At 69.0% G+C, this 25,681-nt stretch carries 27 protein-coding genes; 16 read left to right on the top strand and 11 right to left on the bottom strand.

Annotated elements, in window-relative coordinates:
• Nucleotides 1-149: 149 nt before the first annotated feature.
• Both OHA68_RS35945 and OHA68_RS35940 read left to right on the top strand, forming a co-directional pair.
• On the top strand, nucleotides 150-1,088 hold the full coding sequence (locus OHA68_RS35945) for an SDR family NAD(P)-dependent oxidoreductase (RefSeq protein ID WP_327104218.1): 939 nt from the start codon (nucleotides 150-152) through the stop codon (nucleotides 1,086-1,088).
• 97 nt (nucleotides 1,089-1,185) lie between these two features.
• The gene (locus OHA68_RS35940) at nucleotides 1,186-1,650 is read left to right on the top strand and encodes a DUF3592 domain-containing protein (protein ID WP_327104217.1); all 465 of its coding nucleotides are present in this window, start codon (nucleotides 1,186-1,188) and stop codon (nucleotides 1,648-1,650) included.
• 182 nt (nucleotides 1,651-1,832) lie between these two features.
• Here the strand turns inward: OHA68_RS35940 and OHA68_RS35935 are convergent, their stop codons facing one another.
• Entirely contained in the window at nucleotides 1,833-2,348 is a 516-nt protein-coding gene (locus OHA68_RS35935; RefSeq protein ID WP_327104216.1) for a hypothetical protein, read from the bottom strand.
• Nucleotides 2,349-2,562: 214 nt separating this feature from the next.
• On the opposite strand from OHA68_RS35935, the gene OHA68_RS35930 reads away from it, so the two are divergent.
• A complete protein-coding gene (locus OHA68_RS35930) occupies nucleotides 2,563-3,969 on the top strand; it encodes a hypothetical protein (RefSeq protein WP_327104215.1) in 1,407 nt (468 codons plus the stop codon).
• A gap of 510 nt (nucleotides 3,970-4,479) precedes the next feature.
• On the opposite strand, the gene OHA68_RS35925 is transcribed toward OHA68_RS35930, so the two are convergent.
• Nucleotides 4,480-5,745, bottom strand: a complete 1,266-nt coding sequence (locus tag OHA68_RS35925; RefSeq protein WP_327104214.1) for a hypothetical protein — start codon at nucleotides 5,743-5,745, stop codon at nucleotides 4,480-4,482.
• Between the two features lie 14 nt (nucleotides 5,746-5,759).
• Here OHA68_RS35925 and OHA68_RS35920 point away from each other — a divergent pair, with 14 nt between their 5' ends.
• Entirely contained in the window at nucleotides 5,760-6,137 is a 378-nt protein-coding gene (locus OHA68_RS35920) for a hypothetical protein (protein WP_327104213.1), read from the top strand.
• Here the strand turns inward: OHA68_RS35920 and OHA68_RS35915 are convergent.
• Both OHA68_RS35915 and OHA68_RS35910 read right to left on the bottom strand, forming a co-directional pair.
• Nucleotides 6,109-7,710 carry a hypothetical protein gene (locus OHA68_RS35915; protein ID WP_327104212.1) on the bottom strand — a complete coding sequence of 534 codons (1,602 nt, stop codon included), beginning with the start codon at nucleotides 7,708-7,710 and terminating at the stop codon, nucleotides 6,109-6,111. The two genes, OHA68_RS35920 and OHA68_RS35915, sit on opposite strands and share 29 nt — an antisense overlap.
• Complete coding sequence (locus OHA68_RS35910) at nucleotides 7,697-9,025, bottom strand: alpha/beta hydrolase (protein ID WP_327104211.1); 1,329 nt, start codon at nucleotides 9,023-9,025, stop codon at nucleotides 7,697-7,699. The genes OHA68_RS35915 and OHA68_RS35910 overlap by 14 nt, the downstream gene beginning before the upstream one ends.
• Before the next feature lie 96 nt (nucleotides 9,026-9,121).
• On the opposite strand from OHA68_RS35910, the gene OHA68_RS35905 reads away from it, so the two are divergent.
• Nucleotides 9,122-9,667: a TetR-like C-terminal domain-containing protein gene (locus OHA68_RS35905; protein ID WP_327104210.1), complete on the top strand. Its 546-nt coding sequence runs from the start codon at nucleotides 9,122-9,124 to the stop codon at nucleotides 9,665-9,667.
• A 58-nt stretch (nucleotides 9,668-9,725) separates the two neighbouring features.
• Here the strand turns inward: OHA68_RS35905 and OHA68_RS35900 are convergent, their stop codons facing one another.
• Complete coding sequence (locus OHA68_RS35900) at nucleotides 9,726-10,328, bottom strand: helix-turn-helix domain-containing protein (protein ID WP_407674382.1); 603 nt, start codon at nucleotides 10,326-10,328, stop codon at nucleotides 9,726-9,728.
• Nucleotides 10,329-10,486: 158 nt separating this feature from the next.
• Here OHA68_RS35900 and OHA68_RS35895 point away from each other — a divergent pair, with 158 nt between their 5' ends.
• The 4 genes from OHA68_RS35895 to OHA68_RS35880 all read left to right on the top strand — a co-directional run bounded on the left by OHA68_RS35895 (nucleotide 10,487) and on the right by OHA68_RS35880 (nucleotide 14,486).
• Nucleotides 10,487-12,076 carry an MFS transporter gene (locus tag OHA68_RS35895; protein ID WP_327104208.1) on the top strand — a complete coding sequence of 530 codons (1,590 nt, stop codon included), beginning with the start codon at nucleotides 10,487-10,489 and terminating at the stop codon, nucleotides 12,074-12,076.
• A 111-nt stretch (nucleotides 12,077-12,187) separates the two neighbouring features.
• Nucleotides 12,188-12,955 (top strand): class I SAM-dependent methyltransferase, encoded by a 768-nt coding sequence (locus OHA68_RS35890; RefSeq protein WP_407674381.1) that lies wholly within the window; start codon nucleotides 12,188-12,190, stop codon nucleotides 12,953-12,955.
• 111 nt (nucleotides 12,956-13,066) lie between these two features.
• Nucleotides 13,067-13,927 (top strand): SDR family NAD(P)-dependent oxidoreductase, encoded by an 861-nt coding sequence (locus OHA68_RS35885; protein WP_327104206.1) that lies wholly within the window; start codon nucleotides 13,067-13,069, stop codon nucleotides 13,925-13,927.
• 10 nt (nucleotides 13,928-13,937) lie between these two features.
• On the top strand, nucleotides 13,938-14,486 hold the full coding sequence (locus tag OHA68_RS35880; RefSeq protein ID WP_327104205.1) for a MerR family transcriptional regulator: 549 nt from the start codon (nucleotides 13,938-13,940) through the stop codon (nucleotides 14,484-14,486).
• A gap of 123 nt (nucleotides 14,487-14,609) precedes the next feature.
• Here the strand turns inward: OHA68_RS35880 and OHA68_RS35875 are convergent, their stop codons facing one another.
• On the bottom strand, nucleotides 14,610-15,521 hold the full coding sequence (locus tag OHA68_RS35875; protein ID WP_327104204.1) for a LysR family transcriptional regulator: 912 nt from the start codon (nucleotides 15,519-15,521) through the stop codon (nucleotides 14,610-14,612).
• A gap of 43 nt (nucleotides 15,522-15,564) precedes the next feature.
• Here OHA68_RS35875 and OHA68_RS35870 point away from each other — a divergent pair, with 43 nt between their 5' ends.
• Nucleotides 15,565-16,536, top strand: coding sequence for an NAD-dependent epimerase/dehydratase family protein (locus tag OHA68_RS35870; RefSeq protein WP_327104203.1), 972 nt, complete (start codon nucleotides 15,565-15,567; stop codon nucleotides 16,534-16,536).
• An 8-nt stretch (nucleotides 16,537-16,544) separates the two neighbouring features.
• Nucleotides 16,545-17,429, top strand: coding sequence for an aldo/keto reductase (locus OHA68_RS35865; RefSeq protein WP_327104202.1), 885 nt, complete (start codon nucleotides 16,545-16,547; stop codon nucleotides 17,427-17,429).
• 432 nt (nucleotides 17,430-17,861) lie between these two features.
• Here the strand turns inward: OHA68_RS35865 and OHA68_RS35860 are convergent, their stop codons facing one another.
• The 3 genes from OHA68_RS35860 to OHA68_RS35850 are packed head-to-tail and all read right to left on the bottom strand — an operon-like array spanning nucleotide 17,862 to nucleotide 19,877.
• Nucleotides 17,862-18,188 carry a hypothetical protein gene (locus tag OHA68_RS35860; RefSeq protein ID WP_327104201.1) on the bottom strand — a complete coding sequence of 109 codons (327 nt, stop codon included), beginning with the start codon at nucleotides 18,186-18,188 and terminating at the stop codon, nucleotides 17,862-17,864.
• A 35-nt stretch (nucleotides 18,189-18,223) separates the two neighbouring features.
• Nucleotides 18,224-18,982 carry a MerR family transcriptional regulator gene (locus tag OHA68_RS35855; RefSeq protein WP_327104200.1) on the bottom strand — a complete coding sequence of 253 codons (759 nt, stop codon included), beginning with the start codon at nucleotides 18,980-18,982 and terminating at the stop codon, nucleotides 18,224-18,226.
• A gap of 10 nt (nucleotides 18,983-18,992) precedes the next feature.
• Nucleotides 18,993-19,877 (bottom strand): DUF2268 domain-containing protein, encoded by an 885-nt coding sequence (locus tag OHA68_RS35850; protein ID WP_327104199.1) that lies wholly within the window; start codon nucleotides 19,875-19,877, stop codon nucleotides 18,993-18,995.
• Between the two features lie 532 nt (nucleotides 19,878-20,409).
• Between OHA68_RS35850 and OHA68_RS35845 the strand changes: the two genes are divergently transcribed.
• Complete coding sequence (locus OHA68_RS35845) at nucleotides 20,410-20,772, top strand: nuclear transport factor 2 family protein (RefSeq protein ID WP_327104198.1); 363 nt, start codon at nucleotides 20,410-20,412, stop codon at nucleotides 20,770-20,772.
• Between the two features lie 391 nt (nucleotides 20,773-21,163).
• On the top strand, nucleotides 21,164-21,703 hold the full coding sequence (locus OHA68_RS35840; protein ID WP_327104197.1) for a GNAT family N-acetyltransferase: 540 nt from the start codon (nucleotides 21,164-21,166) through the stop codon (nucleotides 21,701-21,703).
• Between the two features lie 513 nt (nucleotides 21,704-22,216).
• Here the strand turns inward: OHA68_RS35840 and OHA68_RS35835 are convergent.
• Nucleotides 22,217-22,645 (bottom strand): SRPBCC family protein, encoded by a 429-nt coding sequence (locus OHA68_RS35835; RefSeq protein WP_327104196.1) that lies wholly within the window; start codon nucleotides 22,643-22,645, stop codon nucleotides 22,217-22,219.
• Between the two features lie 265 nt (nucleotides 22,646-22,910).
• Nucleotides 22,911-23,468 (bottom strand): MarR family winged helix-turn-helix transcriptional regulator, encoded by a 558-nt coding sequence (locus OHA68_RS35830; RefSeq protein ID WP_327104195.1) that lies wholly within the window; start codon nucleotides 23,466-23,468, stop codon nucleotides 22,911-22,913.
• Between the two features lie 361 nt (nucleotides 23,469-23,829).
• Here OHA68_RS35830 and OHA68_RS45460 point away from each other — a divergent pair, with 361 nt between their 5' ends.
• From OHA68_RS45460 to OHA68_RS35810, 3 genes are all read left to right on the top strand, one after another.
• On the top strand, nucleotides 23,830-23,982 hold the full coding sequence (locus OHA68_RS45460) for a hypothetical protein (protein WP_407674380.1): 153 nt from the start codon (nucleotides 23,830-23,832) through the stop codon (nucleotides 23,980-23,982).
• A 101-nt stretch (nucleotides 23,983-24,083) separates the two neighbouring features.
• Complete coding sequence (locus tag OHA68_RS35815) at nucleotides 24,084-25,037, top strand: helix-turn-helix transcriptional regulator (protein ID WP_327104194.1); 954 nt, start codon at nucleotides 24,084-24,086, stop codon at nucleotides 25,035-25,037.
• Nucleotides 25,038-25,107: 70 nt separating this feature from the next.
• Nucleotides 25,108-25,647 (top strand): VOC family protein, encoded by a 540-nt coding sequence (locus OHA68_RS35810; protein WP_327104193.1) that lies wholly within the window; start codon nucleotides 25,108-25,110, stop codon nucleotides 25,645-25,647.
• The last annotated feature ends 34 nt before the right edge of the window (nucleotides 25,648-25,681 follow it).

Raw genomic sequence — 25,681 nt, 5'->3', positions numbered from 1 at the left:
GGCCCGGTTCAAGTCGTAACTATAGTTATTACGACTTTACAGCGGCAAGTTCGGCGGTATTGGCCCTCGTCACGGGTTGTCCTGGCCCTGGCAGTCCCACGAAAACCGGACGACTGGCTGCGGCCCGACCGGTCCCGCAGGCTGGGGCCATGACCGAACCTGGAACCGTTCTGATCACCGGCCCCACCCGCAACCTGGGCCGTCACGCCGTGCTGGCCATGGCCGCCCGCCCGGACGGGCGGCGACCCGACCTGCTGCTGGTCGGCCGCGCCGGACGGGACCTGACGGCCGTCGCCCACGAGGCCCGCGCGCGCGGCGCCAGCGTCCACGAGATCGGCTGCGACCTGTCAAGCCTGGCCGACGTCCGTGCCGCCGCCACCACCGTGCGCGCCCTGCTCGCCGCCGGCACCGTACGGCCGCTGCGCGCGCTGGTCGCCAACGCCGGCACCATGTCGGCCGACACCCGGCGGGCCTCACCCGATGGCTACGAGATGACCTTCGCCGTCAACTACCTCGCCCACGCCCAGCTCATCGGCGACCTGCTCGGTTCGTTCACCGCCCCGGCGCGGGTCGTGCTGCTCGGCTCGAACACCTATCACGCCAATGTCTGGCGCAAGCTGCTGGGCGTTCCCGAAGCCGAGTGGGCCGATCCCGTCGAGCTCGCCCGCCCGGCCACCGGCGAGCGGGCCCCTGGTATGGCCGCGTCCGGCGTCGCCTACTCCAACGCCAAGCTGGCGATCCTGTACTACGCCCATGAGCTGCAGCGTCGCGCCGGCACCGGGATCAACGTGTCAGTGTTCGAACCGGGCTGGATGCCCGGCACCGCGCTGGGCCGTGGCGCCCCCGAGGCACTTCAGGCGATGAGCCGCGCCTTGGGCCGTGTCCCCGGCGTGTCGACGCCGCGACGCTCGGGGCCACTGCTGGCCGCGATGGCCCTCGACGACACGTGGGCGCACTTGCGCGAGGGCGCGTTCGTGGTGAAGACCAAGCTGACCGAGGTAAAGCCGGTCGCCCACGACCGCGACCGGGAGCGGCGCCTGTGGGAGGCGACCACCGAGCTGTTGGAACGCGCAGGCGCGTCTCGTTAGTACGTACCCGTAGCGCGCTGTGCGCGGAAGACCCCCACCAGCGTCCCCCGCCGGACTCGACGGCCGGCCGGGGTTCCCTCTCGGGCAGACTCGTCCCATGCATAACGGACGGCTCCCCACCCTCGTCGGTGGAATCTTCGCTCTGATCGGCCTGGCCCTGCTCTGCGTCACCATCGCGCTGGCGGTCTCGACGGCGAGTTTCCTGGCCTCGGCCCAGCGAACAGACGGGACCGTGGTCGAGTTGACCGCACGGACCAGCACGACCCGGAATTCCGACGGCCATTCCCGCCGCAGCACCACGTGGTACCCGACCGTGGAGTTCACCGTCGACGGCAAGCAGTACTCATTCGAGAGCTCCACCGGCAGCAACCCACCGGCCTACACGAAGGGCGAAAGCCTACCCGTCGCCTACGACCCGGATGACCCGTACAACGCGCAGATCTCCTCGTTCTGGTCAGCATTCCTCGCCCCAATGATCACCGGCGGGCTGGGCGTGCTGTTCACCCCGATCGGCACGATCTTGTTCCTCAAGGGACGGCGTACCGCTCGGCGGCGGGCCTGACAAGGACGTTCGCCGTATTCCCGACGGATTCGGCTGCACCACGCTCGACTATCGCGACTGGCTGATCGGCCAGATCGAGGCGATCAGTGCGCCGGTGGATCGCCGTCGGCGGCCACCCGGATCTCGACATGGATGGTCGCCGTCGACGACGGGGGCTTTCGCGGCCCGCGGCTGAACAGCGATCAAGAGCCAAGCCTTCGACGCCTCTCCCCGCTCCCGCAGTGGCCGAACTTCGGCGATCCGCCGAAGGCCTGAATGCTGGAGCTCGAAGACTTCTCGCCAGAGCGCAGATTGGTGATGATCCCCTGGAAGAGGACGCATCTGTCCCTGGCCTGCCTGATCACCGGACCCGCGTAGTACCTGAAAGCTCCCTCGTCGTCAGCTCCCAGGGCTATTCCCTGGCGGTAGAGGACCGCCCTGGTCATGGTGGGCTGCCCGACGAAACTCGACTTGATGGTGACGACGCAGTTCTCTCCGGTACGCGCGTTGTAGAGCAGATGAACATGGCCCCGGACGATGTCGTTCACGTCGGTCACCGGGATGGTGCCGTCCGCCACCCTCCCGAAGCCGCTCCCGCAGATCTGCTCAGGGGTGGACGCGCTCTGCGAGGCGTCGGCGGAGGCGGAAGCCGGTAACGCGCTCAGGGTGGTGGCTAGCAGGGCTGCTGACGCGAACCGTGAGATGTCTCTGCTGTTCATGATTGTCCTTTCGGGGTCGCGACGGGCCCGCCTGATCCGGCCGCCCGCCTCCAGCCAGGCGGTGATCGCCCGGCATTTCCGAGGCTGGAGGGCACGTCGGTTGTCCGGAACCCTCCGCCGCGAAATGCCTGGTGAAGTTCGGACAATGAGTTGTCCGCGGACAACCGTTCTGTTGCACTGATCTTCGGAGGAAGGCAGAAGGGAGGCGATGCCGGTGAACCGCAGGGCGGGCAGGCCCCAGGGCGGCCCGAAAGGAAGCACGAACGAGGCGAACGCGCTGGCGGAGTTCCTGCTGACGCTCACCCGCGAAATGACCGTCCGCGAGCTCGCCGGGCGCTACCACGTGGGCAAGACGCTCTGGGGCGAATACCGCACCGGACAGAAGATCATCCCGCTGGAGCTGCTGAGGCGACTGGTGCGGGACCACACACCGGACGAGCGCACCCGCGAGACACGCCTGGAAACCGCCGAGCGGCTGCACGCGGCGGCCCTCGAGGGAGCACCACACGCTCCGTCGATCACCGAACCCGCACCGGCGCCAGACCTCGCCATGGCCCCGGAACCCGCAGCAGCGACAGAGCCCGCACCGGCCGCGGGCGGACGCCGTCGCTTGACCCTCATCGGCGGCGGAACCGCGATCGCGCTTCTCGCGCTGCTCGTCCTGCTGCTCGTGTGGCGTCCGGCGAACGTGGCCAGCATCGCCGACGGGCCGGGCACCCCCGACGCCGGCGGCGCGACGGCCGTGCTGCCCGCAAGCACCGAGGTGTTCACCATCGCGCCGGGCGGCCGAGGCATCTTCCAGTGGGACGGCGAGAACGCGGCCGGCTGGACGAAGATCGGCGACAGCGCGCGGCAGCTCTGGGCCGGATCCGCGGGCCTGTTCGCGACAGGGATGGACAACAAGCTCTACCTGTACGAGGGGCGCCCCGGACGCTGGCACCCCATCAGCGAGCCGGGCGCCGACTTCGCGGTCGCCGGCTCACACCTCTACCGGCTGGCCGCCGACCGCCAGTCCATCCACATCTGGAACGGACGGGGCATGTCTTGGACGCGAATAGGCGGCTCGGCGGCTCGGTTGTACGGCGGCGAGCTCGGCCTGTTCGCGATCGCCCTGAAGGACGGCTCGATCTTCAGATACACGGGCCGCCCCGACCAGTGGACGTTCACCGGCTCAGCGGGCGCCACGTTCGCACTCACCGGGAAACACCTGTACGGCCTCATCCCGAACCGCACCGCGGTCACTCTCTGGCTGGACGAACAACCGAGAGTGGCCTGGATCCACGCGGCGGGCCCGGCCGGCGACCTCTACGGAGGCCTCGCCGGCCTCTTCTCCACCGACCCGGCGCAGGAGCGGCTCCGCGTCCTCATGGCGCTGGGGACCGACCCCGCGAACCAGAGCTGGCAGGACATCGGCCCAGCGGGCGCGGAGGTGCGAGTCGGCCGACGAGATGTGTACGTCCTGAGCAAAGATCGCTCGGAGATCCTCTGCTGGTCCCGCGACACCGGCACCTGGCGCCGCATCGGCGGACCCGCCCAGACCCTGGCGGTACGGCCGACACCGAGCACTTCGACAATCCCTGAAAGCGGGACCCGTCAACCAAGTCGCTCGGTCCAACCTTGAAGATGTACCTCTGAATCTCCTCGTAGACGATCCCGCGGAAGGACGTTGACTACCGCTGGTGCGATTATGTGGTGTGCTTGTCAGGTGTGAACAGAGAATTCGATCGAAGCGAAGCCCTTTACAATGTAGATTCATAACTTGGGCTTCGCCCGATCAGCGCATCGGTGATCAATTCCGCAGCACCGGTGCACGATCCGCGTAAGCCGGCACCGCTCCCCTGCCCGCCCGTCGTGCAGCAGTAATGACGGCCCTTCTCCCCCGCGCCCACGCCTGCCGCCACCACCGGCGCTCAGCCGGTTTCGCCTCCCCCGCTCATCGAGCCGAAGCCTCTTCAGTACGGAGGAGTGCGGCCCCCACAGCCGCCCAGGATGCGACGTCGGGGCAATAGCCGGTGGACTGATCGCTGATCTCCAGGACAAGCCAGCGCCTGCCATCCCAGGCGAAGCCGATCTCGCTTTCCCGCAGGTCGACGCCGGTATCTGGTCGGGTCATACTGCACGGGTGCGAAGTTCAGGATCTGATCGCCAGAACCTGCAGTTTCGTGTTCGCGGCCTCATGAACCTCCGGTGCCAAGGGATCGGCAGTCAACTCCCGCAGACGCGAGCGGACCGCGGGAGTATCCGGCGCCGCCTCACACGCGCGCCGCTGAACCGTTGACTCGCAATCGTCAAGTCCTTCGACCACGGCGGCTTCGGCTTCATGCGGCGCGCATCCCCGAAGTCCGTCCAGGAACGCTTCCCGGGCAAGTGAATGCACCGTGCCTTCCCACGCGGCCATGAGCTCGCTGGCGGCTTCACGGATCCCCAACCGGCCCAGGCCTCGTGCTGGAACCTCGGCGGCGCACCATTCTCCGGCGACGACTGTACGGTGCAACGCGGCCAGCAACACCGGCGCATCGCCCTGGTCACCGACCTCTGCCACCACACGCTCCCCGAATGCGACGAGTGTGTCGTCGCCGCTGCCGATCCACGTACGAGCGCGTGGCAGCGCGTCCGGCCCGAGGTGGTGGAGCGCCTGTGGGATACCCGGCAGCCATCCGGCTGCGTTGCGTAGGCCGGGGTCTTCGGCGAAGTCGAAGACAATACGATCGCCGCGCCTACCCAGTTCCTCCAGCGCCCGCAGCCGCTCGAAGCCGCCGGCAGCGACAAGCCCGATCAGGTCTTCGTTGTTGATGGCGGCGATTTCGGGCCGTGTGTCACGCCTGGCCGGTCCGGGTGAACGAGAGGCCTTGAGCTCGTCGATGATTCGCCGGACCCGTGGCTGGGATTGCGCGAACGTCCTCCACGGCTCGGTGTCGCACCAGATCGCCTGGACAAGCTGGGCATCGTCGCGGTTGGCGATGATGCCGTCAGCGAGCCCGTCCCAGATCGCGGGAAGCTTCATCGCCCCGCTGTCGCCGATCGCCTCCAGTGCCGTGGACCAGTGCGGCCCGTCGATCGCATACCCGCGCAGCACAGCCGCCGCGTCGAGTCGACCGACCATCGGAAGCAGGGCAAGGACCCGCAAGGCAAGCTCAACCGGTTCGGCGTCCTCACCGTCGTACGTGAGCAAGTGCTGTTGGATCGGTGCCAATGGCAGGTCGAGCCGAGCGACGAGACCGGCGAGATAGCTGTCGCGGTGGTCAACTTGTCGATCCCAGCGCGTGTCCGTAATCACGCACTCGTACACCGCGTCAGCGGCGCCGGGGACGGTCGACGCGCGATGCACTGCGGCACCGCGTCCCCGTTGGAGCTGACCGCGGAAGGAGGCCGGACTGCCATATTCGATCATCGACATGCAGTATCCCCGTGATGGAGGAGCTGAGCGAGCGAATATGGCTCAAGAGCTACCGACGCCTGGGCTACTTTCCGAAGCTCAAGGACGCGCCGGACGCCGTTGTCGAACCCGTACGCGATGCGCTGAACTTCCCGGCCAGCGTCGCTGCCGAAGTGGATGCCGTGCGCACAGCGAAGCGTCAGCGCGATCTGGTTCGCAAGCGGTTGGGGCTGGAGTACAACGCCGCACAGGCGCGGGGCATCGAACAGGCCGCCCGGGCTGTCGGTCTCACGCCGCCCGCCCAGGCCCCGGCCACCCGTTGGGACCTGGACACGCGCCCTGTTCCGCGTGGGCTGAGCCGCACGCCCGCACAGGTCATTTTGATCAGGGAATCAGCTCCCGCATCACGGTGAGCGGCAACGACGGGTTGGCCGCTGCGGCCTCCACTACCTCCCAGCCTTCGTCGTTGAGTAGTTCGACGATCGCCGACGGTGGCAGGGCGGGGTGCCGGGCGGCCAAGGGCCTGGCCTGGCGATCGTTGAGGCACGCCAGCAGCGCCACGGCCATGGCGCTGGGATGCCGAGCGATCTCGCGGAACGCCTTCCGCACCGGCGGCCGGTGCAGAGCAAGGTCCTGCAGCAACTGGGCCGTGGCGTCCGGATTGGCCGCCACTTTCGCCAGCACCCGCGCACCGTGGCGCGTGACCATCGCGCGGAGTTGCGCCTCGGACAGGCCCGGGTGCGGCGCGATGGATTTGACCACCTTCGCATCGGGGTCGTCGGCGAGCGCGTCGCGGATCTCGGGTGGCAGGTCGCGCCGATGAGCGAGCAGCATGCGTACCGCCGGGATCGCTGACGCGGCCAGTGCCGTGACTTCGGCCTCGAAGGCAGATGCGATGCGCGGCAGTAGTACCGGGCCGATCCGGGTGTTGCCTGCGACGTCGGACAGAACGTCGAGCGGCAGCTCGGGATGGTGGGCAAGTCGACGCTGGACGTCGTGGCTGCGATCGGTGGCCAGGGTGCGGATCAGGTTCTCGCTGATCGAGGGGTTGTCCGCGAGCGTTGCGCGTACCCACGGGATGGGATCCTCGGCAAGCTGCGAGTACACCTGCGCGGGCAGATCGGTCCGGGCCGCCAACTCGACGCGCATCAGAGTCGAGGGATGGCTGACGAAGCCCACAACAGCGTCGACCGGGGCAGCCGGGTTCCGAAGCGCCATCTGCTGAATCTCCTGCACAGCCGACTTATGGGAGCCATCACAGGCCCCGCAGGACCGCGCCGACGGCAGCCCGTCACCGGTCAGCAACGACGCCAGTACAGTTGCCGGCGTCGCTTCGTTGGCCGCCACCGAACGACGAACATCGGCATGCGCATGCGCCGCAAGCTCGCCGGCGATGTCCGCGGGCGCCCACAGCGCGAGCTCAGCGACTACCCGAACATCGGGGTCGGAGCCGAGTGTCCGCATCACATCGTGTGGCAGGCCGGGGCAGGCCGCCAGCTTCTCCCGCGCCTCCACCGAAGGATCGGCGGCGAGAAGTCTCGCCCACTCCGGCCTGCCGGAACGTTCTTCGAGGAGGGCGAGTGCGACACGTGGCCGGGCTACCGGATCGATGCCGTCGGCCGTGAGCCGCCCTTCGTAGGCGAGTCGTATGGCGGCTCCCTCGAAGCGTGACAGCGCGGCTACCTGTACGCGGCTGAGATCCGACCGGCAGGCCACGGCCTCGGCGACGTCCGCGTCCGTAGTCGCGATGAGCTGATCGATCAGTTCGGGCGGTAGCGCCGTGTTCTCGGCCAGCCCGAGGAGAGCATGTTGCACGAGAGAATCCTGCCCGAGCAGGCATCGAACGGCCATCCGATCCAGCGCTCGCGGCGGACGTTCCGCAGTCACACGGCCCACCTGCCGGTTGGTGGCGATCCGGCGTGGCTTCACGATCGGCGGCGGCTCTGAGGCCCAGGTCGGCCCGCTGCGAACCTCACCTGTGGTCACGGAGGAAGGCGGAGATGCCGGCGCGGGTCGGGTAGTTCCGCAGGGGTGACGTCTCGCCCTGGAGGAACGCTGTGATGACGGCGGCGGCACGCTCGTTGTTGCCGTCGAGGCCGTTCCACATACGGTGCCCGACACCGGGCATGTACTGGGTTCGCTCGATGGCGGGGTCGGCGGCGAGGATGGTGGTCTGCCATTGGCGCATCTGCGAGGAGCATTCGGCGATCATCAGCATCGCGGGGGTCCGAGAGCGGCTCAGCTCAGGGGCGATGGAGGGCGAGTCCCTGATCGTCTGCTGGATGCGGAGGCTCGCGGCGGCGTTGAAGGAGAAGTTCGCGGCGGTGTCCTCGGTAGGGATGCGGCCGGCGTCCGGCGCGCAGTAGGCGGAGGCTGTGTCGCTGCCGAGATCGGCGGCCTTGAAGGCGTTGACGCCTTCGGCCTGCGTGATCAGGCCGGTGTCGGGCGGCAGGAGCCCGAGTTGGATGAGGCCGAGCGCGACGGCGTACCGGGGGATGCGCGTCGCCTGCGCTCCGGTCGGGCCCGGCGTGAGGCCGCGCGCGGACGGTCGCCCCTGTTGCCCGCTGATCAGCGCGGTGGGGCCGTCCATGGGGCCGGGCTCGGCGATGATCGCCCGGTGCACGCGGGCGGCGGTGTCCGGGGTGGCCAGGGCCCGGGTGAGCACGATCGCGCCCGCGGAGAATCCGAGGACATCGGCCGGACCCTTGTCCAGGCGATCGATGAAGGCAGCGAGGTCGCGTACGGATCTGGAAATCGTGTACTGCTCCATGGGCAGCAGGTCGCTTCGCCCGCCGCCGGGGTGCTCGTAGGCGTACACGTCGTAGCCCTGTCCGGCCAGGAGCAGCAGGAATCGGTGGTCGAGCACGGAGATGGAGCGGACGGGCCCGCCGTGGAGGTACACGAGCGGCGTGGGACGGCGGGGGGCGCCGGCGGCGGGGGGATAGTGGTAGACCGCGACCCGGCTTCCCGTGCTCAGGCTCCAGTGTTTCGTCGCGACGAAGGGCAGGTCGGGCGGATGCTGCCGGGTCGTGGGGACGGTGGGGACGCAGACCGACGCCGTGAGTACTGCGGCGGCGATCACCGGCGCGAAGGGCCATAGCCGGCCCCGCCAGGTATGACCGCGGCCGCGCCACAGCGCGGCGATGATTCCGGCGCCGAGGGTGGTCAGCCAGGCGGCGAGCCCGAAGCGCGCGCCGTCCGTCAGAACGATGAGGACGAGGAACAGCCCGGCCAGCCCCATGACGGCGAGCAGGGCCAGGATCAGGCGGCCGATGAGGCGGAGAGGAACGGAGAGAGACATCTATTTTCCAAACACTGTTTCAAAACGATGTTTGGATACGCTACCAGCTCCGCTAGGCTGGTCGTCGTGGGAAGGCCGAGAACAAACGACGACACCGTGAAAGACCGCCTCATCGACTCCGCGACCGAGATGTTCGCCACCCGTCCACGGGAGTCGATCACTATCCGCGCCCTGGCCGCCGCCGCCGGGACCGCGACCGCCGCGGTCTACTCGCTGTTCGACGGCAAGGACGGGCTGATCGCCGAAGTGCGCGACAGGGCGGTCGCCGGCCTGTCCCAGGACCTGTCGGCGGTACCCACCTCCGATGACCCCCTCGCCGACCTCTATGCGCTGGCGGTCGCGTACCGGCGATGGGGGCGGGAGCACCGCCACCTCTACACGGTGTTGTTCGGCGGCGTGCAGAGCTTCGACCCGTCCGGCGACATGGGTGCCGCAGATCCCGTCAGGCCGCTCATCGAGGCGATAGACCGCGCTCGCTCGGCCTCCGCGCTCTCGGGTGACGCGACCTCCATCGCGCTCTCCCTCTGGGTGACGCTGCACGGTCTGGTGACTCTCGAACTGGCCGGGGCCCTCGACGCCGCCACGGCCGAGACCACGTTCCGCTCAACGATCCCCGCCGCGCTGCGCGGCTGGGCGGCCTGACTCGGCAGACCCCGCGAAGGCGCGGGTCAGAGGCCCCCAAGCGATCACACCTCTTCGCTCAGTCACCGTCCTCTTGGGGATCGCGGCCGCCGTCCTCGCGCTGGTGTCCGCGCCGTGCGTCGCGGTCGAAGATGCCCAGGATCTCGCACGGTCCGCCTTCGGCGCCGATGGCGTGCGGCATCATCGTGGGGAACTCGGCGGCCTGGTTGCGCTCAAGGCGGAAGCGGCGGTTGCCCAGCATGAGGATCGCCGTGCCGGAAAGGACGACAAGCCATTCCCGGCCCGGATGGGCACGCATGCGTGCGGGATTGTCGGGCGGCGGCTCGGTCATGCGCTGACGCGTCACGGTCGTGCCGGGGTCGCCCTTGATCGGCCAGCGCATCAAGCCGTGCGTGCCGTCGATCACCGGACTGGTGACGACGTCGTCGGTGGCGGTCTCGACCAACTGGTCGAGGGAGGTGTCCAGGGCGCGGGCGAGGGTGACGAGCTGATCCAGCGCGAGACGGCGCTGGCCGTTCTCGATGCGGCTCAGCGAGGACTGGCTGAGGTTGGCGCGGGTGGCCAGCTCTTCCAGGGACCAGCCCTGGGCGACCCGCAGCGCACGGATGCGCTTGCGTACGAGGCTGTCCAGACCTTCATCTTCTTGCTCCATAGGCAACATCCTATGCCTCTGCTGCAAGCCGGGGATATCGTCGCACGTAGATGGCCCTGATCCGCCGGCCTGTGTCGTCGGGGCGCTGTCCCCTGACGCGTCCGGCGACTTCCCAGCTCATCATCATGGCGCCTGCCCTTTGCACCTGCACTTTCTGAAAGGCATTCATGAGTACGAACCCGCCCGTACAGTCGGCAACCACCGAAGCAAGCGGCAGAGGCGCGCCGGACGCGCGCCAACTGCGTACCATCCTGATCGCCGTCTGTGTGGCGTTGATGGCGGTCATCGCCTCGGTGACCGGGTTGAACGTCGCCCAGCCCGACATGGCCGTCGAATTCGGCGCCGCACAGACCACCATCCTGTGGATCATCAACGTCTACACCCTCACCCTGGCCGCGCTGCTGCTGCCGCTCGGCGCGATCGGTGACCGGCTGGGCCGCAAACCCATGCTGATCACCGGCCTGATCATCTTCGGAGTCGCCAGTGCGCTGGGGGGCCTGGCCCCGTCCGCCGAGATCATGATCGCCGCCCGCGTGCTCAGTGGTGTCGGCGCGGCGATGATCATGCCGATCACCCTCGCTGTGATCACCTCGACCTTCCCCGACGAGCAGCGTGGAAAGGCGATCGGCGTGTGGACCGGCGTCGCCGGAGGCGGCGGCATCATCGGCATGTTCCTGTCCGCCTTGCTCGTGGACGTGGCGGACTGGCGGTGGCTGTTCCTGCTGCCCGTCGTCCTGGTTCTCGTCTCGCTCGGCATGATGCGGTCCGTGCCCAACTCTCGCGAGCACTCCGGGCATTCCTTCGACACCATGGGCGCGCTGACCTCCGTCGTCGCCGTGGTGGGCCTCATCTTCGTCCTGCAGGAAGGCCCGGAGCGCGGCTGGAGCGACCCTGTCACGCTGACCGGTCTCGTCGTCGGTCTGGTGGCCCTGATCTTCTTCGTGGCCTGGGAGCTGCGCCGCGGGGGCACTCCCCTGCTGGATGTACGCCTCTTCCACGAGCGCGGCCTGGCCGGCGGCTCCATCACCCTGCTGGTCGTCTTCGGTGTCCAGGCGGGTGTCTTCGTGGTCCTCTTCCCCTTCCTGCAAGCCGTCCTCGGCTGGTCGGGACTGCTGTCCACCCTGGCGATGATGCCCATGGCCGTGCTGATGATGGTGGCCTCCGGCCTGGCGCACAAGCCGGCCGCGCGTATCGGCGCCCGCTCGACCATGGCGGCGGGAATCGCGCTGTTCGGCGCCGGTCTGGCCCTCATGGCCGGCATCGTCTCCGTCGACGGCGGCTACCTGTCCATCCTGCCCGGCATGCTCGCCATGGGCATCGGCATGGGCCTGTCGATGACCCCCTCCACCGAGGCCATCACCAGCTCCCTGCCGCGGGAGAAGCAGGGTGTCGCCTCCGCGCTCAACGACATCACCCGCGAGTTCGGCACCGCACTCGGCGTCGCCCTGCTCGGCGCCCTCCTGGCGAGTGGTTACCGCAGTGCCATCGATGACAGGCTCGGCGGCATCCCCCAGGGCGCGGCGGAGACCGCACGCCAGGGCGTCGCCAACGCCATCGAGGCGGCGGGCACTGCCGGCTCCCACGCGCAGGCGCTGGTCGATGCCGCCCGTCAGTCCTTCGTCGACGGCTGGCAGCAGGCCATGTGGGCAGGTGTCGTCGTCATGGGCGTCCTGTTCGTCCACGCCGCCGTGCGCGGCCCGCAGAACACGCTCTCGGCGTCGGCGGAGGAGGAGACCCCCGACCAGGTGACCGCGTAAGAGCTCGTGGAGGACCTTCTTCGGCCAGTGGCCGGGTGACAGGCACGCCTGGCACCCGGCCACACTCGCGTTGAGGCCGTGCCTCCGAATAACTGGTCCAAAATGGCCTGCATGCCTACCACGCCCGAAGATCACGTTGAGACCGCACAGCCCTCCCCCATCAACGCCTACGACATGATCGCCGAGGGGTACGCGGCCGAGAACGAGATGAGCCTCCCGAACGCGTACTACGAGCGGCCCGCGATGCTGGAACTCGCCGGGGACGTGACCGGCCGGCGCATCCTCGACGCCGGCTGCGGCTCCGGTCCCCTGTTCGCCGCGCTGCGCGATCGAGGCGCCACCGTGACCGGCATCGACGCGAGTGCCGGGATGCTGGAGCTGGCCAGACGGCGGCTGGGCGCCGACGCGGATCTGCGGGTCGCCGACCTGGCCGGCCCGCTGCCCTTTCCCGACGACGCGTTCGACGACGTCATCGCGTCCCTGGTGCTGCACTACCTGGAAGATTGGGGACCGGCACTGGCCGAGCTACGACGCGTGCTGAAGCCTGGCGGCCGGCTCCTCATCTCGGTCGACCATCCTTTCGTGATCCCCCTCATGCGTCACCTGGCCGGGGAAAAGCCCAGCTATTTCGGAACCCGCAACCGGACCGAAGAATGGACCATGGGTGGTCAGACCGCCCAGCTGAGCTTCTGGGACCGGCCGCTGCACGCGATGACCGAAGCCTTCACCGCGGCCGGCTTTCACATCCGCGCCATCAGCGAACCACCGTTCGTACCGGAAGCCCGCGAGCTGTTCCCCGAGGAGTTCCGCGAGATCACCGGCACGAGGTTCCTGAGCTTCCTGTTCTTCGTCCTCGAAGCCGGCAACGGCGCCTCGTAACGATCATCGCGGTGGGCTGACCGGCACTGGAGACGACGAGATCCAGCTGGGTCATTTGGTGGTCACGTCGGTTTTGCCTTCGAGCGCGCTCGAAGGCATAGCGTCCCCGCCATGACGACACAGACCTGGATCATCACTGGCGCGTCCCGCGGGTTCGGACGCGCACTGGCGGAGTCGGCGCTCGCGGCGGGCGACCGCGTCGTGGCGGCGGTGCGCCGGCCCGAGAGTGTGGCCGATCTGGAGGCCAAGTACCCGGACACCTGCCTGATCGCGAAGTTCGACGCCCGGGACATCGCCGCGGCCGCGGGCCTCGTGCGCGACACCCTCGACCGCTTCGGTCAGCTCGATGTGCTGGTCAACAACGCGGGCCGGGCCGTGGTCGGAGCGGTCGAGGAGGTCAGCGACGCGCAGTTGCGCGAGTTGATGGATCTGCACCTGTTCGGCCCCGCCGCGCTCGTCCGGGCGGCGCTGCCCACGATGCGTGAGCGGGGCACCGGGACGATCGTGCAGATGAGCAGCCAGGGTGGGCGGACGTCGTTCCCCGGCGTGTCGGCGTACTCCGCGTCGAAGTTCGCCCTCGAAGGCTGGTCCGAGGCCTTGGCCGGGGAGGTCGCGCCGTTCGGGATCCGGGTGATGCTCGTCGAGCCCAGCCGGTTCAGGACTGGCTTCCACGGGGGCGACGTGCTCGAGTTCGTCGAGCCGTCCGCGACCTACCGTGACTTGCTCGCCAACGTCCGTGCGGACATGGCCGGGACCGACGGCCGCCAGGAAGGTGACCCGGCGCGAGCGGCCGAGATCATCGTGTCCCTCGCGCACGGCGACGAGGTGCCGCTGCGGCTGCCGCTCGGGCGCGAGGCGGTCGAGCGTATCTCGCGTGCCTACCGGCGTGGCCTGGACGAGGTCGAGCAGTGGGCCGAAACCGCTCGCAGCGCCGACTTCGAGGGTGTCTCCGCATCGGTACGGCCCATCTAGGCTCGTGGTCATGGCCACCGACGATCTGATGACCAGGGCGCTCGAAGCGCTTGGGGACGACGGTCCGCTGTCGGTCGAGGCGATCCACCGCCTCGCCGACCTGGCCGATCTGCCCGAGACGATGACGATCGCCGAGGTTGCCGACCTCCTCGACATCTCGCCCCACACGCTGCGCTATTACGAGCGGGCCGGGCTGGTCGAGGTGGCCCGCGACGGTAATGGTCATCGCGTCTACGACGCCGAAGCGGTTCGGCGCCTGGTGTTCCTCACCCGGATGCGGCTGTCCGGCATGCCGATGCGTGACCTGCGGCATTACATCTCGCTCGTCGATGCCGGAGGGCACACGGTGCCGGAGCGGCTCGATGTGCTGGTCGAACATCGCGACACCATCCGCCGCCGGATCCGTGAGCTGACCCTTTCCCTCACGGCGGTCGAATACAAGATCACCACGTACGGGGGCTCGACCGGGCCGGACGTTCAGGCCCTCGGCACCACCACCGGTACCGACCACACGGCGCTGCCGGACGAGCCGCTGCGACGGGCACTCCCGGCAGAGTAGAGGAGGCGGCTCTCCAACTCGTCGGCGGTCACTCCCCCGCCGACCGGGCGGCGCGCCGCATGTCGAGCCGGGCCAGGCTGCCGTACGCGGTCGTGGTCTTCCGGCCGGCTGCCCGTGGCGGGATCAACGCCCCTTGTGCTGCCGCGTCGCACACTCGCGAAGGGCGTCGACGAACGTCGTGACGTGGGGCCGGTCGCTACGGCGGATCGCGGCCACGCCGATGTGCCGGATCGGCGCCGGCGGCCTGATCGGGACCGTACACAGGCCGGGGATCTCCGGGGTGAGCGCGATGGAGGGGATCAGGGAGATTCCCACGCCTGCGGCGACGAGCGAGCGGGCGAAGAAGTAGTCGGTGGTGGTGCCGCGTACGTCCGGATCGAAGCCGGCACGCTCGGCGTACCGGCGCAAATAGGTCTCGGTCTTCAGGCAGCCCAGCACCCAGGGTTCGGCCGCCAGCTCGGCGAGATCGAGCGCCTCGCGGTCGGCGAGTCGATGCCCCTGCGGCAGGACGACGTGCAGGGGGTCCTCCAGGAGCGGTGTCCACTCCAGGCTGGAGCTGGGGCCCGGCCCGACGGGGAGCGGGCCGTCGAAGTGGTAGGCGAGGGCGAGGTCCACGGCGCCCTGGCGGACGAGCGGCAGGGTGTCCTCGGGCTCGCCCTCCCTGACGTGGAGCACGGTGCGGGGATGGACGGCCATGAGCCGGTCGAGAGCGGCGGGCAGCAGAAGCCTGCCGCCGCTGGTGAAGGTGGCGACGGTGAGCTGGGGACGGCCGGTGCTGAGCCGGGCGACCTGCTGTTGCGCGTGTTCGAGCTCCGCGGCGACGGCTTCGGCGGCGCCGAGCATGATCTGGCCGGCCTGGGTGAGGGTGACGCCGCGGGTGCTGCGGGCGACGACCTGGGCGCCGAGACTGCGCTCCAGGGTGGCCACCTGCTGGGAGACGGCCGAGGGGGTGAGCCGGAGAGCCGTGGCCGCCTGGTTGAAGCTGCCGTGCTCCGCCACCGCCCGCAGGACGCGGAGCCGTTGGACATCGATCAACAGTTTTCCTTAATGCCTATCCATTAAATCAGGACTTCTGCTGATGACCATAAGGCTCCAGGATCAGGGGGTGCAAAGAATCTGCGTCATCGGCGGAAGCCGGTACTTCGGAAAAATCCTGGTGGAGCGCCTGCGGGCAGCGGGTCACCGGGTCACTGTGATCAACCGCGGCTCGACGCCGCCGCCCGCCGGCGTCGAGCACCTCGTCGCCGACAGGAACGACGAGGCCGCCCTGACCGCCGCGCTCGGCTCCCACGTCTTCGACGTCGTGGTGGACCAGGTCTGCTACACCCCGGTGCAGGCCGCCATCGCCGCCCGCGTCTTCGCCGGCCGCACCCGCCGTTACGTCATGACCTCCACGATCGAGGTGTACGACCCCGCGACCGCCGCGCTGCCGCCTGTTCCCACGGGCACGCCGGTGCCGGAGGAGATCGTGGACCCGGCCACCTGGCAGGTGGCCATGGACCTTCCCTGGCACGACGACACGTACCTGGAGGCGCATTACGCCGAGGGCAAGCGCCAGGCGGAGGCCGTCTTCGCCCGCGCCGGCGGCTTCGCGTTCGCCGGCGTGCGCAGCGCCCACGTGCTCGGCGGCGGCGCGCAGGAGTTCACCGGCAGGCTGGCGCACTACGTCGAGCGCGTCACCGCGGGCGATGAGATCACTGTGCACGCCAAGGCGCTGCCCACGGTCTTCATCCACTACCAGGAGCTGGCGGACGTGCTGCTGTGGGCCACCACGGCCGACTTCACCGGTCCGGTCAACGCCTGCTCCGACGGCCCGCTCGATGTACACCAGCTCGCCGCGATCATCGGCACGCAAGCCGGCCGGAAGCCCGTCCTCAGGACCGTCGCCGCGGACGAGGAGGCTTCGCCGTTCTCCTTCGCTCGCCACTACGCCATGAGCAACGCCCGGGCGAAGGCGCTGGGCTTCTCCTCCGGCCACACCGGCGACTGGCTACCCGGCGCCGTCGCCGAGACCCTGACCACCGTGCCGTCACCCGCCGCGAGGAACTGAGAGCCACCGTGCGCTACCGCACCATCGCCCACACCACCGTCAGCGCCATCGGCCTGGGCGCCATGCCGCTGTCCATCGAGCACCGCCCGGACCAGACGCGGGCCATCGCCACCGTCCACGCCGCCCTCGACGCCGGCGTCACGCTCATCGACACCGCCGACAGCTACCACTGGCACGCCGGCGAGGAGGGACACAACGAGCTGCTGATCGCCCGCGCCCTGGCCGGCTACGGCGGCGACACCTCCGGCGTCCTGGTGGCCACCAAGGGCGGCCGCGGCCGGCCCGGCGACGGCAGCTGGACCGTCACCGCCACCCCCGCTCACCTCAAGCAGGCCGCCGAGGCCTCCGCCAAGCGGCTGGGCGTCGACGCGATCGGCCTGTACCAGCTGCACAAGCCAGACCCGGACGTACCTTGGGCGGAGTCCGTCGGCGCGCTGCGCGAGCTGCTGGAGGCCGGCACGATCCGCGCCGCGGGAATCTCCAACGTCACCACCGCCCAGATCCGCCAGGCGCATGAGATCCTCGGTGACGGGCTCGTCTCCGTACAGAACCAGTACTCCCCCGCTGTTCGGGACAGCGAGCCCGAGCTGCGGCTGAGCACCGAGCTGGGTCTGGCCTTCCTGCCCTGGAGCCCGCTCGGTGGCATCTCCCGCAGCTCCCTCGACGGCCCCTCCGGCCCCGTCTCCGCCGGCACCGCCTTCCACCACATCGCGGCCGAGCGCGACGTCAGCCCGCAGCAGATCGTCCTGGCCTGGCTGCTCGCCCGCTCTCCGGCGGTGATCCCCCTGCCGGGAGCCAGCCGCCCGCTCTCCATCACCGACTCGGCCAGAGCCGCGGAGCTCACGCTGAGCGCCGAGGAGCTGGCCCGGCTGGAGGACGCTCTGCCGGGCTGAGGAGAACGGCGGCGCTTGCCGACCTCACCCCTCGCCGCGTGCTCCAGTACGTGATCAGGCCGGCGACCAGGGTGTCAGCCATGATCGCTTTCTCCGGTTCCGCCGCGCGAGCCGTAAGCCGGGCCGAACACGACCAGCAGCGCCAGATCCTCCGTGACGTCCACGAAGCGGTGTTCCTCACCCGCCGGAATGCAGTATGTCCCGACGGACAGGTCTGGCACCTTGAGGTGCTCGACCCGGTCGTCGGCAGCCCCGGCGGCCGGCTGCGCCGCGGTCGCTCCCCAACACCGCACTCCCCGCCCCCGGCGGTCCTGCCGGCGTCGACTGCGGCCTCGAAGCGGGCATCTACCGGCTGGTCACGGTGTCCCGCGAGGGCGGCCCAGTCAGCGAAACCGTGTTCGCGGGCGATCGCGCCGCGCACGTCATCGATCGTCACGCCACCGTCGTCCGCCTTGCCGAGGCCTCGTACGGCATCGGCGGCAAGTCGATGGTGCCCAATGCCCGCGCCTTGGGCGTCAATCGCAGGTGCTGCACCAGACGCGCCCACGAGGCGAACCCGTATCCGCGTGCCACCACCAGCTGGGCAGCTGCCAGAGAATGCCGTCCCATCGCGGTGACGCGCTCGCCTCGGGGATGAAGATCCCGCACGCGGATCAACGCCTGCTGATCCCCGGCCCGCCACGCCGCCAGCAGTGATTTGGCCTGTGTCCTCAGATTGGTGAGGTTCGGGCGGTCCGGCAAAGGTCGAATGACCGACACGGTCGCAGATATGACCGTTCTGTGCACCACACGAGCTACATCCGGGTCCGCGCGTAGGCCTGCAGTGCGTCGCGGACGAACGTCGCCCCCGCCTCGTCGTCGTACATCGCGGCGAAGCGGGGGTCGTCGACGAACATGTCCCCGATGCCGTTCACCATCTCGATCGAGCGCTCCCGGTCGCCCTCGGCGGTGGGGGTGCCCGGGATCTGACTCAGCCACTGGACGTGCCGGGCAGCCAGTGACTGAGCGTGTTCCGAGGTCGGCGAATCCCCGGCCTTCACTGCGGCGACCCATGCGGCGACGAGGTCTTCGGTGTCCTGCTTCCAGGCCCGCTGCTGGTCGAGGCTCTTGCCGTGCCACCAGTCGTTGCTCACTTGGAACGCGCGCTCGCCCCAACGTGAGATCACCTCGTCCTTGTAGAGGTCATTGAACCCCGCCAACATGACATCCATCCGCGGTTCCACTCCCGCCTGCAGAGCCTCGAGCGTGTGACGTACAGACCGGACCTGCCGTTCGATGCGGGCGCGTTCCTCTTCCAGCGCGGCGATGTGGGCGCGGAGCCCGTCGAGCGCGTCCACCTCGTCGGCCAGGACCTCGGCGATGGCCGGCAAGCCCATGCCGAGCCGGCGCATGAGCAGGATCCGCTGGAGCCGGGCGACCGCGGTGGGGTTGTAGTAGCGGTACCCGTTCGCGCCGACCCGGGACGGGGCCAGGAGCCCGACGCGGTCGTAGTGACGCAGGGTCCGGCTGGTGATGCCGGCCCTCGCCGCGAGTTCCTGGATCGTCCACTCCATCGTTCCAGTGTCACCCGAGGCGAAGCGTGGTCGCGATGATCTCCGAGGCGTCGGCGTGCAGGGCTTGGGCCGCCGTCTGGCCGGTTGCCGCCAGGTAGGTGTCGACCAGCCGGTTGCCCGCGGCGTACCCCGCGCCCATCGGCAGTCCCACCGGGGTGACACCGAGGTGCTCGGCGCCGGGGTCGCCGTGCACCCAGGCGGTGAAGTTCTGCATGCCTGTCACGTCGAGCCCGGTGAGCACCTTGGCGAAGACCTCGTCGTCGTGCAGGTGCGGTACGCCGATGCGGGCGGGGCCGAGCTCGTCGCCGTAAAGCTGGCGGGCGAAGGCGTCGGCCAGGCCCTCGCCGACGATGTGCTCGCCGACCGTGACGGTCATCGGGTCCCATACGACCCCGCCCGGGCTCCATCGCAGGTTGTGGTGCAGTTCGTGCACGGCGGTGGCCTCCAGCCGCGCCACGTTCTCGGGGTACGGCCACAACGTGATGGCGATGTTGCCCGAGATGCCGCCGAACCCGGTCAATCCTAGGCAGGGACCCATGAAGTGCTTGTCACCCGGGTCGCCGAGCACGACCAGCACGGTGATCTCCGGGGCCTGCAGCCCCGGCGTCGCCTCCAGCAGTACGGCGAGAGCGTCGTCGAGCGCGCGTTGCATCCGCTCCCAGGCCCCGGCCGCCGCCAGGGTTTCGAGCGCATCGAGGCAACGCTCCTCGTCGCGGTCGACGGGGAACCCGGACGACTGGAGGTGTACGGCTACCAGGTCGAGCTCGCCGGGGTGGAAGCGGTACATGCCCTTGTTGGCCTCCAGCATCGAACGCAGCAGGTCAACGCGGTCCGCAACCGGGGCCAGCAGGATCCGCCTCATGGCGGAGTAGGTGTCAAGAACAGTGATCGACATGGCCCCGATGCTAGAAGTTGACGCAGCGTCAAGGTCAAACCAGCGGCGCTCCTCATCGAGATACAGCCAGGCCCGTCGCGACCGGCGGTTCGCCACTGCGATGGACTCACGCAACTTGGTCAGCCGCTGTACCGGTGTGCGCAGCTCCTCCATCTGCCCGGACAGCTCAGCGCATTCCTGCCGCCACGCAGAAAACGATCACATCGTCGCCGGCGCTTTTCGTGGGCGTATGCCGCTGTGTGATTGAAGGGGGCAGTCGCAGGGCTGCTCCAGGTGACGGTGTCCTGGCACACCCATCCCAGCGATGATCAAGTCTCGCTGGAGCACATGTGGTTACACATGAGCGATCACGGCGAGGTGCGCATCCTCAACCTGGGCGACGAACTGGTCATCACCAACACTGCTCTGCCGGACGCGCTCGAAGCCGCTCTCCGCTGACACCCTTAATCAGAGTCCCTGGATCGGACTGCGAAGATCAGCCGAGCGTGAACGTCCTGGCGCGGATACGGCGCTGGCTGGGAGGGTGAACCTCATGATGGAAGACTTGCGGGACGCCGAGCGCCGACTCCAGGCCGCGCAGCTTGCTGGAGATGTCGAGGCGCTGGATCGGCTGCTGGATGATCGGCTGATCTTTACCTTCGGTGCGAACGTTGCGACCAAGGCGGACGACCTGGAGCTGCACCGCACTCGGGCGCAGGTGCTGACGAGGGTGGCCGAGGAGGAGTTGACCGTGCTCGCCGATGGGCGCACCGGGGTGACGTGGTTTCTCGGCACCGTCGAAGGGACCGTCTCCGGTGCGCCGTTCGCGGCAAGGATGCGCTACACCCGCACTTGGCTATACGGCGAGACGCACGGCTGGCGAATCATCGCCGTGCACGCCAGCACGACCGATTGACATAGCCGACACGTTGTCCGACGGCCGGCCAGCCGATGGTCGCCGGCGAGGTTCGCCCGCCCTCCCGGGGGGGGCGGGCCGACGCTGGAAGCCAGGCTATCCCGGCAAGATCAAGGACTGGATCTTGGTATCCCAGCTACGGCCCATGCACGAAAGGATCAAGGCCAGAGGGATCAGAGACGCCCTCTTGGCGACGTTCAATGCGCTGAACCCACGAGGCAAGCACGCCTTGAGATGCCGAACCCACGTGAGTTCTCGCTGAAGAACCTTCAGTTCGCGTGAACTCTGGGCCTTCTGGGGCCGAGGGTCCCGAAGCTACGGCGAGCCGCGGAGTAGCGGTCAAAGTCTTCTCTTCACATCACTCTCACAAGCAGGCGATAGGTTGCCCGCCATGACTGAGATCGGACCCATCGCCTGGCCGCCTGACCCCATAAGGACCGAACGCCTCATGCTCCGTAAGTCCGAGGCCCGGGACCGTGCGACGTTCGTCGAGCTGCTGGCGTCGCCAGAGGTGCACGCCTACCTCGGCGGGCCCCGGCCGCGTGCCGAGCTTGAGCGCGAGATACCCGGGGTACCCGAGCCGTGGCCTGGGAGTTTCGTCGTTGATCTCGACGGGGCGATGATCGGCCAGATCCTGCTCAGGAGAGCCAAGGGGCACTGTCGCCCGGCTGCCGCGGGGAAGGCCGATCTCGGTTACCTGTTCCTGTCGCGAGCGTGGGGATTCGGGTACGCCGCCGAGGCGTGCGCGGCGGCACTCGGCTGGTTCGACGGCGTCCTTCCCGGCGAGCCGGTGGTGCTCATCACCCAGACCGCCAACGTCAGGTCGATGCGCCTCGCGGCAAAGCTGGGGTTCACCGAGGTGGAGCGGTTCCAGGCTTGGGATGCCGAGCAGTGGCTCGGCCTGCGGTCCCCGGTCGCGCCACCCACTTGAGCGTGGACAGCAGCTCGGCGCGGGTGTCCCCGCCCCCGCCCCATGGCCACGGTCTGGAGGAGATCCTCGCGAGCAGTGCGCCGGGCGACGTCGGCGCGGTCCGGCTGGACGAAGTCTTCAAGAGGCCGGCATGTGGCCGAGCGGCCCGCGTACGGGATGCTCACCGTACTCACGCGGGATCGATCTCGGCGAGCTGACGCCGCGCCCGCATCTGTTCGACCCAGCCACCGGCAAGGTGCGGGCGCAGGATTCGGGCCTCGGCTCGGGAATGACCTGCTGCGCGGCTGACACGCGGCCGGTGTCTGGGACCGGCCGCACCAGCCCCAGCTCGCCGAGTCGCACGCCGCCGGCCAGCTCAACTGGTCCCAGGCGGTGATCGACACCTCGAACGTCCGAGGGCGGCAGGTTGCGGCGATGGCCCTGAACACGTCAGTGGCCGGCACGCCCGTAGTGCCCACCGGCAATGTGGTTGTGATGTCGTCCTGCATGACGAACCTTCCCCCTGCCACGGGTTCACATGGGTAGGTGGCTCGCGTGTGCTGCGGCCTCGATCGCCTGCTTCATCTCCCGTGCGCCATGTTCGACGCGCATGCGGATCTCGGCGGCTCGCGTATGTGGCAGCACGTTGGTGGTCCAGATCAGCCGGCCTGCTTCGTCGCCCTCCGGGCGAACTTCGAACGAGGCGTGGTGGTGCTCGAGCGCGGGTCTCGCGCCGTCAACAACGGAATAGGCCAAGCAGCGGGAATCGTCATCGATCGCGACGATCAACTCGCGGATCACGTGCCCGTCGGGAAAGGTCAGGAACCGCTGGTCGCCCTCCAGCCGGGTGTCGATGACACGGCCCGGTAGCAGGCGCTCGTGTACGGCCCCGACGTCGCGCAGCACATCCCAGATGTACTCGGGGGACGCATCGATGACGATCTCGTGGCGGATGGCGGCCATGACGCCAGGAACTCCTTCTCGGGATGGGGGCGCATCGTTTATAGCTCGAATTGAGCGTTCATCGGCTGCCAGGGCGAGGCGTCGAACACAGCATGATCAACGCGGGCAATGTCGCCAGATGGCCCGTCCGATCCTCGGCAGTGATGAACGGGCTCTGGAAGCGGAACGGCTCTCCCAGGTGCTGCCGCTGCGGACACCTCTCCGCGGAAGCGGGCCTCGTGATAGCCGCGTACGGTGCGACGGGTCCGTTCCTGAGCTGTCGTGGTCATGGCTGTTGTTCGAGCTGGCGCAGGTGGTCGGCGAGGCGATGCTGGTTGGCGGCCAGCCGCAGGCACAGGTCGCGCAGAACGACCAGTTCTTCAGAGGTGAACCCGTGGAACATCGCCCGCATGGCAAGTTGCGACGGCTTGCGGAACGCCTCCATCCACGCTCGCCCGGCGGGTGTGATCTCGGCCAGAACCGAACGCCGATCCATCGGATCGGGTACCCGGCGGACCAATTCGTTGTGCTCCAGCGTGTCGACCAAGCCGGTGGCGTTGCGGGAGCTGACCCCGGCAGTGCGGGCCAGCTCGCCGATGCTGATGCCGTGCTCGCTGTTGTTGAGGCGGATCAGCAGGTCGAACGCGCCCGCGCTGACCCCTCGTCCCTGAGTGCCGTGGGCGCGCATGCGCTCGACGGCATGGTTGGCGGTGCGGACGGCGGCGCCCGCTTCGAAGGTGAGCAGGTCTTCGTCGCTGTCGGCGAGCTGGGTCATCGCGGCCCTGACCCGAGGGTCGTAGAGGAGGCCGTCGGGGTCGCTCTCGTAGATATCTACATCCTTCATTATGAAGTACAAGAATAGTACGTACTTCCATACTTTGCCAACCTATGCTCAGCACTCACGCTCCTGTGGATCGCTGGCCGCCTCGGAGAGGGGCATGGCGTCGGCTGTGCTGGTCACAGCCACTCATTTATGGCCGCGACGAGGCCGGTCGCCTCGTGGCGGACCGCGAGCTTGTCGTACCTCGTGGCCACAGCCCGGGTGCCTCTTGAGGCGGTTGATTTCGCACTCGACCGCGTGCCGAGCCTGGTAGTCCTGCGGGTCGAACTTCGGCGGACGGCCGCCGTGGGAGCCGCGTTTCTTGCGGTGGCGGGCCTGGTCGAAGCACGATGGACATGGGCTTCTGGCCCTGTTCGACAGTCAGGTGCGGCTTGGTGGTCAGGCCGCCGCGCGAGCGCCCGAGCCCGTGGTCGGCCGGCTCGACGGTGACGCCGCCGGGTGGCTCCTTCTGCGGCTCCCCTTCTTCCTCGCCCCGGCGGCGTGCTGGTGGGCCCGGCACACCGTGGAGCGACGTTGATGTCGACCGTATGCCGTGGATCAACTGCCGCCAGGTTCACGTCGGCGGCCGGCCGGGCTTCTTGCCCTTCGGCAACAACGGTTCCTGTCATTCTTGGTGGCATGTCCGGCACCTCGGCACGACTGCTGAACCTGTTGTCCCTGCTCCAGGCTCCGCGCGACTGGCCGGGCAGCGAACTCGCGGCGCGTCTGGAGGTCAGCCCGCGCACCATCCGCCGCGACGTCGAGCGGCTGCGCGACCTCGGCTATCCGGTACGCGCGACGATGGGCGGCGACGGCGGCTATCGCCTGGTGGCGGGCACCGCTATGCCGCCGCTGCTGCTCGACGACGAGGAGGCCGTGGCCATCGCCGTCGGCCTGCGTACAGTGGCCAGGCATCCTGTCGCGGGCATCGACCAGGCGTCGGTCCGCGCGATGGCCAAGCTTCAGCAGGTGTTGCCGTCCCGGCTGCGGCACCGGGTCGGCGCGCTGAACGCCGCGACCGAGGCTCCCTCTCCCTTCTCCGGGCCGGACATCGACCCGGAGATCCTCACCGCGATCGCCGGGGCCGCGGCCGGCCACGAGCGGCTGCGCTTCGCCTACGAGGCGGGCGACGGCACCGCGAGCAGGCGGCTAGTCGAGCCGTACCGCCTGGTCACCGTGGGCAGGCGCTGGTATCTGGTGGCCTTCGACAACGACAGGGACGACTGGCGGATCTTTCGCGTGGACCGCGTGAGCGAGCCCCGCCCGACCGGGGTGCGGGTGCCGCCGAAGACGCCTCCGGCCGAGGACGCCGCAGCCTTCGTCACCGCCAGGCTGTACTCGACGGCGCCCACCTACCGCGCCGTCGCCACCCTGCACGCTTCCGCCGGGTGGGTGGCGGCCCGCCTCGGCGACGCCGTGGGCGAGCTGGAGCCGATCGACGCTGACACCTGCCGGCTGTCCGGGCAGAGCGACACCCTGGAGTGGCTGGCATTCCGGCTGGTCACGCTGGGGTGCGAGTTCGAGGTGCACGAGCCGCCCGAGCTGGTCGAACACCTGCGGGAGATGGCCGCCAGGACGCTCCGTGCCGTGTAGGACGGAAACTGACCTACACGAGGGTTAGCGTCTCCTGCACAGATCCGCGCATGCAGAGGAGCCACCCGATATGTCTGTCAAGGCGATCCCCGAGGGCTACACGACCGTCACGCCGTGGATCATCTCTCGCGACACGGCCGCGGTCATCGACTACATCCGCAAGGCGTTCGGCGCCGAGGAACTGGGCCGGGTGATCGACGCCCGCGGGGTGATCGGGCACGCGGAGGTGCGCATCGGCGACGCGATCGTGATGCTGTTCGACGGCGACCCGAGTTGGCCAGCGACGCCCGCGTTCCTCCGCCTGTACGTCGAGGACGCCCGCGCCGTGCACCGCCAGGCGGTCGAGGCGGGCGGCGTCTCCATCTCGGAGGTCACCCACCTGGCGTTCGGCGACCTGGTCGGGCGGGTGCGCGACCCGTTCGGCAACGTGTGGTGGATCCAGACCCACATCGAGGACGTGACGCCCGAGGAGATGGAGCGACGCTTCGGCGACCCGGAGTTCACCGCGGCGATGGCGTACATGCAGCGCCCCGAGACCGAGATCTTCCCCCGGAGGCGAACGAGTGGCACAGCGGCAGCCAGTCAGGCGTACGTGAGTAAGGGGTCATGACCCGGTCTCGGTATGACCTTCTCTACCTCGCGCT

This window comes from Nonomuraea glycinis, assembly GCF_035920485.1.
GTDB lineage: Bacteria > Actinomycetota > Actinomycetes > Streptosporangiales > Streptosporangiaceae > Nonomuraea > Nonomuraea glycinis.
Note: the sequence above shows the minus strand (reverse complement) of the source record. Positions and strands in the feature narration are given on the sequence as shown.

Coding starts and splice junctions, on each gene's coding strand:
- OHA68_RS35945 (WP_327104218.1), top strand. CDS start 150: ATGACCGAACCTGGAACCGTTCTGATCACCGGCCCCACCCGCAACCTG.
- OHA68_RS35940 (WP_327104217.1), top strand. CDS start 1,186: ATGCATAACGGACGGCTCCCCACCCTCGTCGGTGGAATCTTCGCTCTG.
- OHA68_RS35935 (WP_327104216.1), bottom strand. CDS start 2,348: ATGAACAGCAGAGACATCTCACGGTTCGCGTCAGCAGCCCTGCTAGCC.
- OHA68_RS35925 (WP_327104214.1), bottom strand. CDS start 5,745: ATGTCGATGATCGAATATGGCAGTCCGGCCTCCTTCCGCGGTCAGCTC.
- OHA68_RS35920 (WP_327104213.1), top strand. CDS start 5,760: ATGGAGGAGCTGAGCGAGCGAATATGGCTCAAGAGCTACCGACGCCTG.
- OHA68_RS35910 (WP_327104211.1), bottom strand. CDS start 9,025: ATGTCTCTCTCCGTTCCTCTCCGCCTCATCGGCCGCCTGATCCTGGCC.
- OHA68_RS35900 (WP_407674382.1), bottom strand. CDS start 10,328: ATGTTGCCTATGGAGCAAGAAGATGAAGGTCTGGACAGCCTCGTACGC.
- OHA68_RS35895 (WP_327104208.1), top strand. CDS start 10,487: ATGAGTACGAACCCGCCCGTACAGTCGGCAACCACCGAAGCAAGCGGC.
- OHA68_RS35890 (WP_407674381.1), top strand. CDS start 12,188: ATGCCTACCACGCCCGAAGATCACGTTGAGACCGCACAGCCCTCCCCC.
- OHA68_RS35885 (WP_327104206.1), top strand. CDS start 13,067: ATGACGACACAGACCTGGATCATCACTGGCGCGTCCCGCGGGTTCGGA.
- OHA68_RS35880 (WP_327104205.1), top strand. CDS start 13,938: ATGGCCACCGACGATCTGATGACCAGGGCGCTCGAAGCGCTTGGGGAC.
- OHA68_RS35870 (WP_327104203.1), top strand. CDS start 15,565: ATGACCATAAGGCTCCAGGATCAGGGGGTGCAAAGAATCTGCGTCATC.
- OHA68_RS35855 (WP_327104200.1), bottom strand. CDS start 18,982: ATGGAGTGGACGATCCAGGAACTCGCGGCGAGGGCCGGCATCACCAGC.
- OHA68_RS35850 (WP_327104199.1), bottom strand. CDS start 19,877: ATGTCGATCACTGTTCTTGACACCTACTCCGCCATGAGGCGGATCCTG.
- OHA68_RS35845 (WP_327104198.1), top strand. CDS start 20,410: ATGATGGAAGACTTGCGGGACGCCGAGCGCCGACTCCAGGCCGCGCAG.
- OHA68_RS35840 (WP_327104197.1), top strand. CDS start 21,164: ATGACTGAGATCGGACCCATCGCCTGGCCGCCTGACCCCATAAGGACC.
- OHA68_RS35835 (WP_327104196.1), bottom strand. CDS start 22,645: ATGGCCGCCATCCGCCACGAGATCGTCATCGATGCGTCCCCCGAGTAC.
- OHA68_RS35830 (WP_327104195.1), bottom strand. CDS start 23,468: ATGAAGGATGTAGATATCTACGAGAGCGACCCCGACGGCCTCCTCTAC.
- OHA68_RS35815 (WP_327104194.1), top strand. CDS start 24,084: ATGTCCGGCACCTCGGCACGACTGCTGAACCTGTTGTCCCTGCTCCAG.
- OHA68_RS35810 (WP_327104193.1), top strand. CDS start 25,108: ATGTCTGTCAAGGCGATCCCCGAGGGCTACACGACCGTCACGCCGTGG.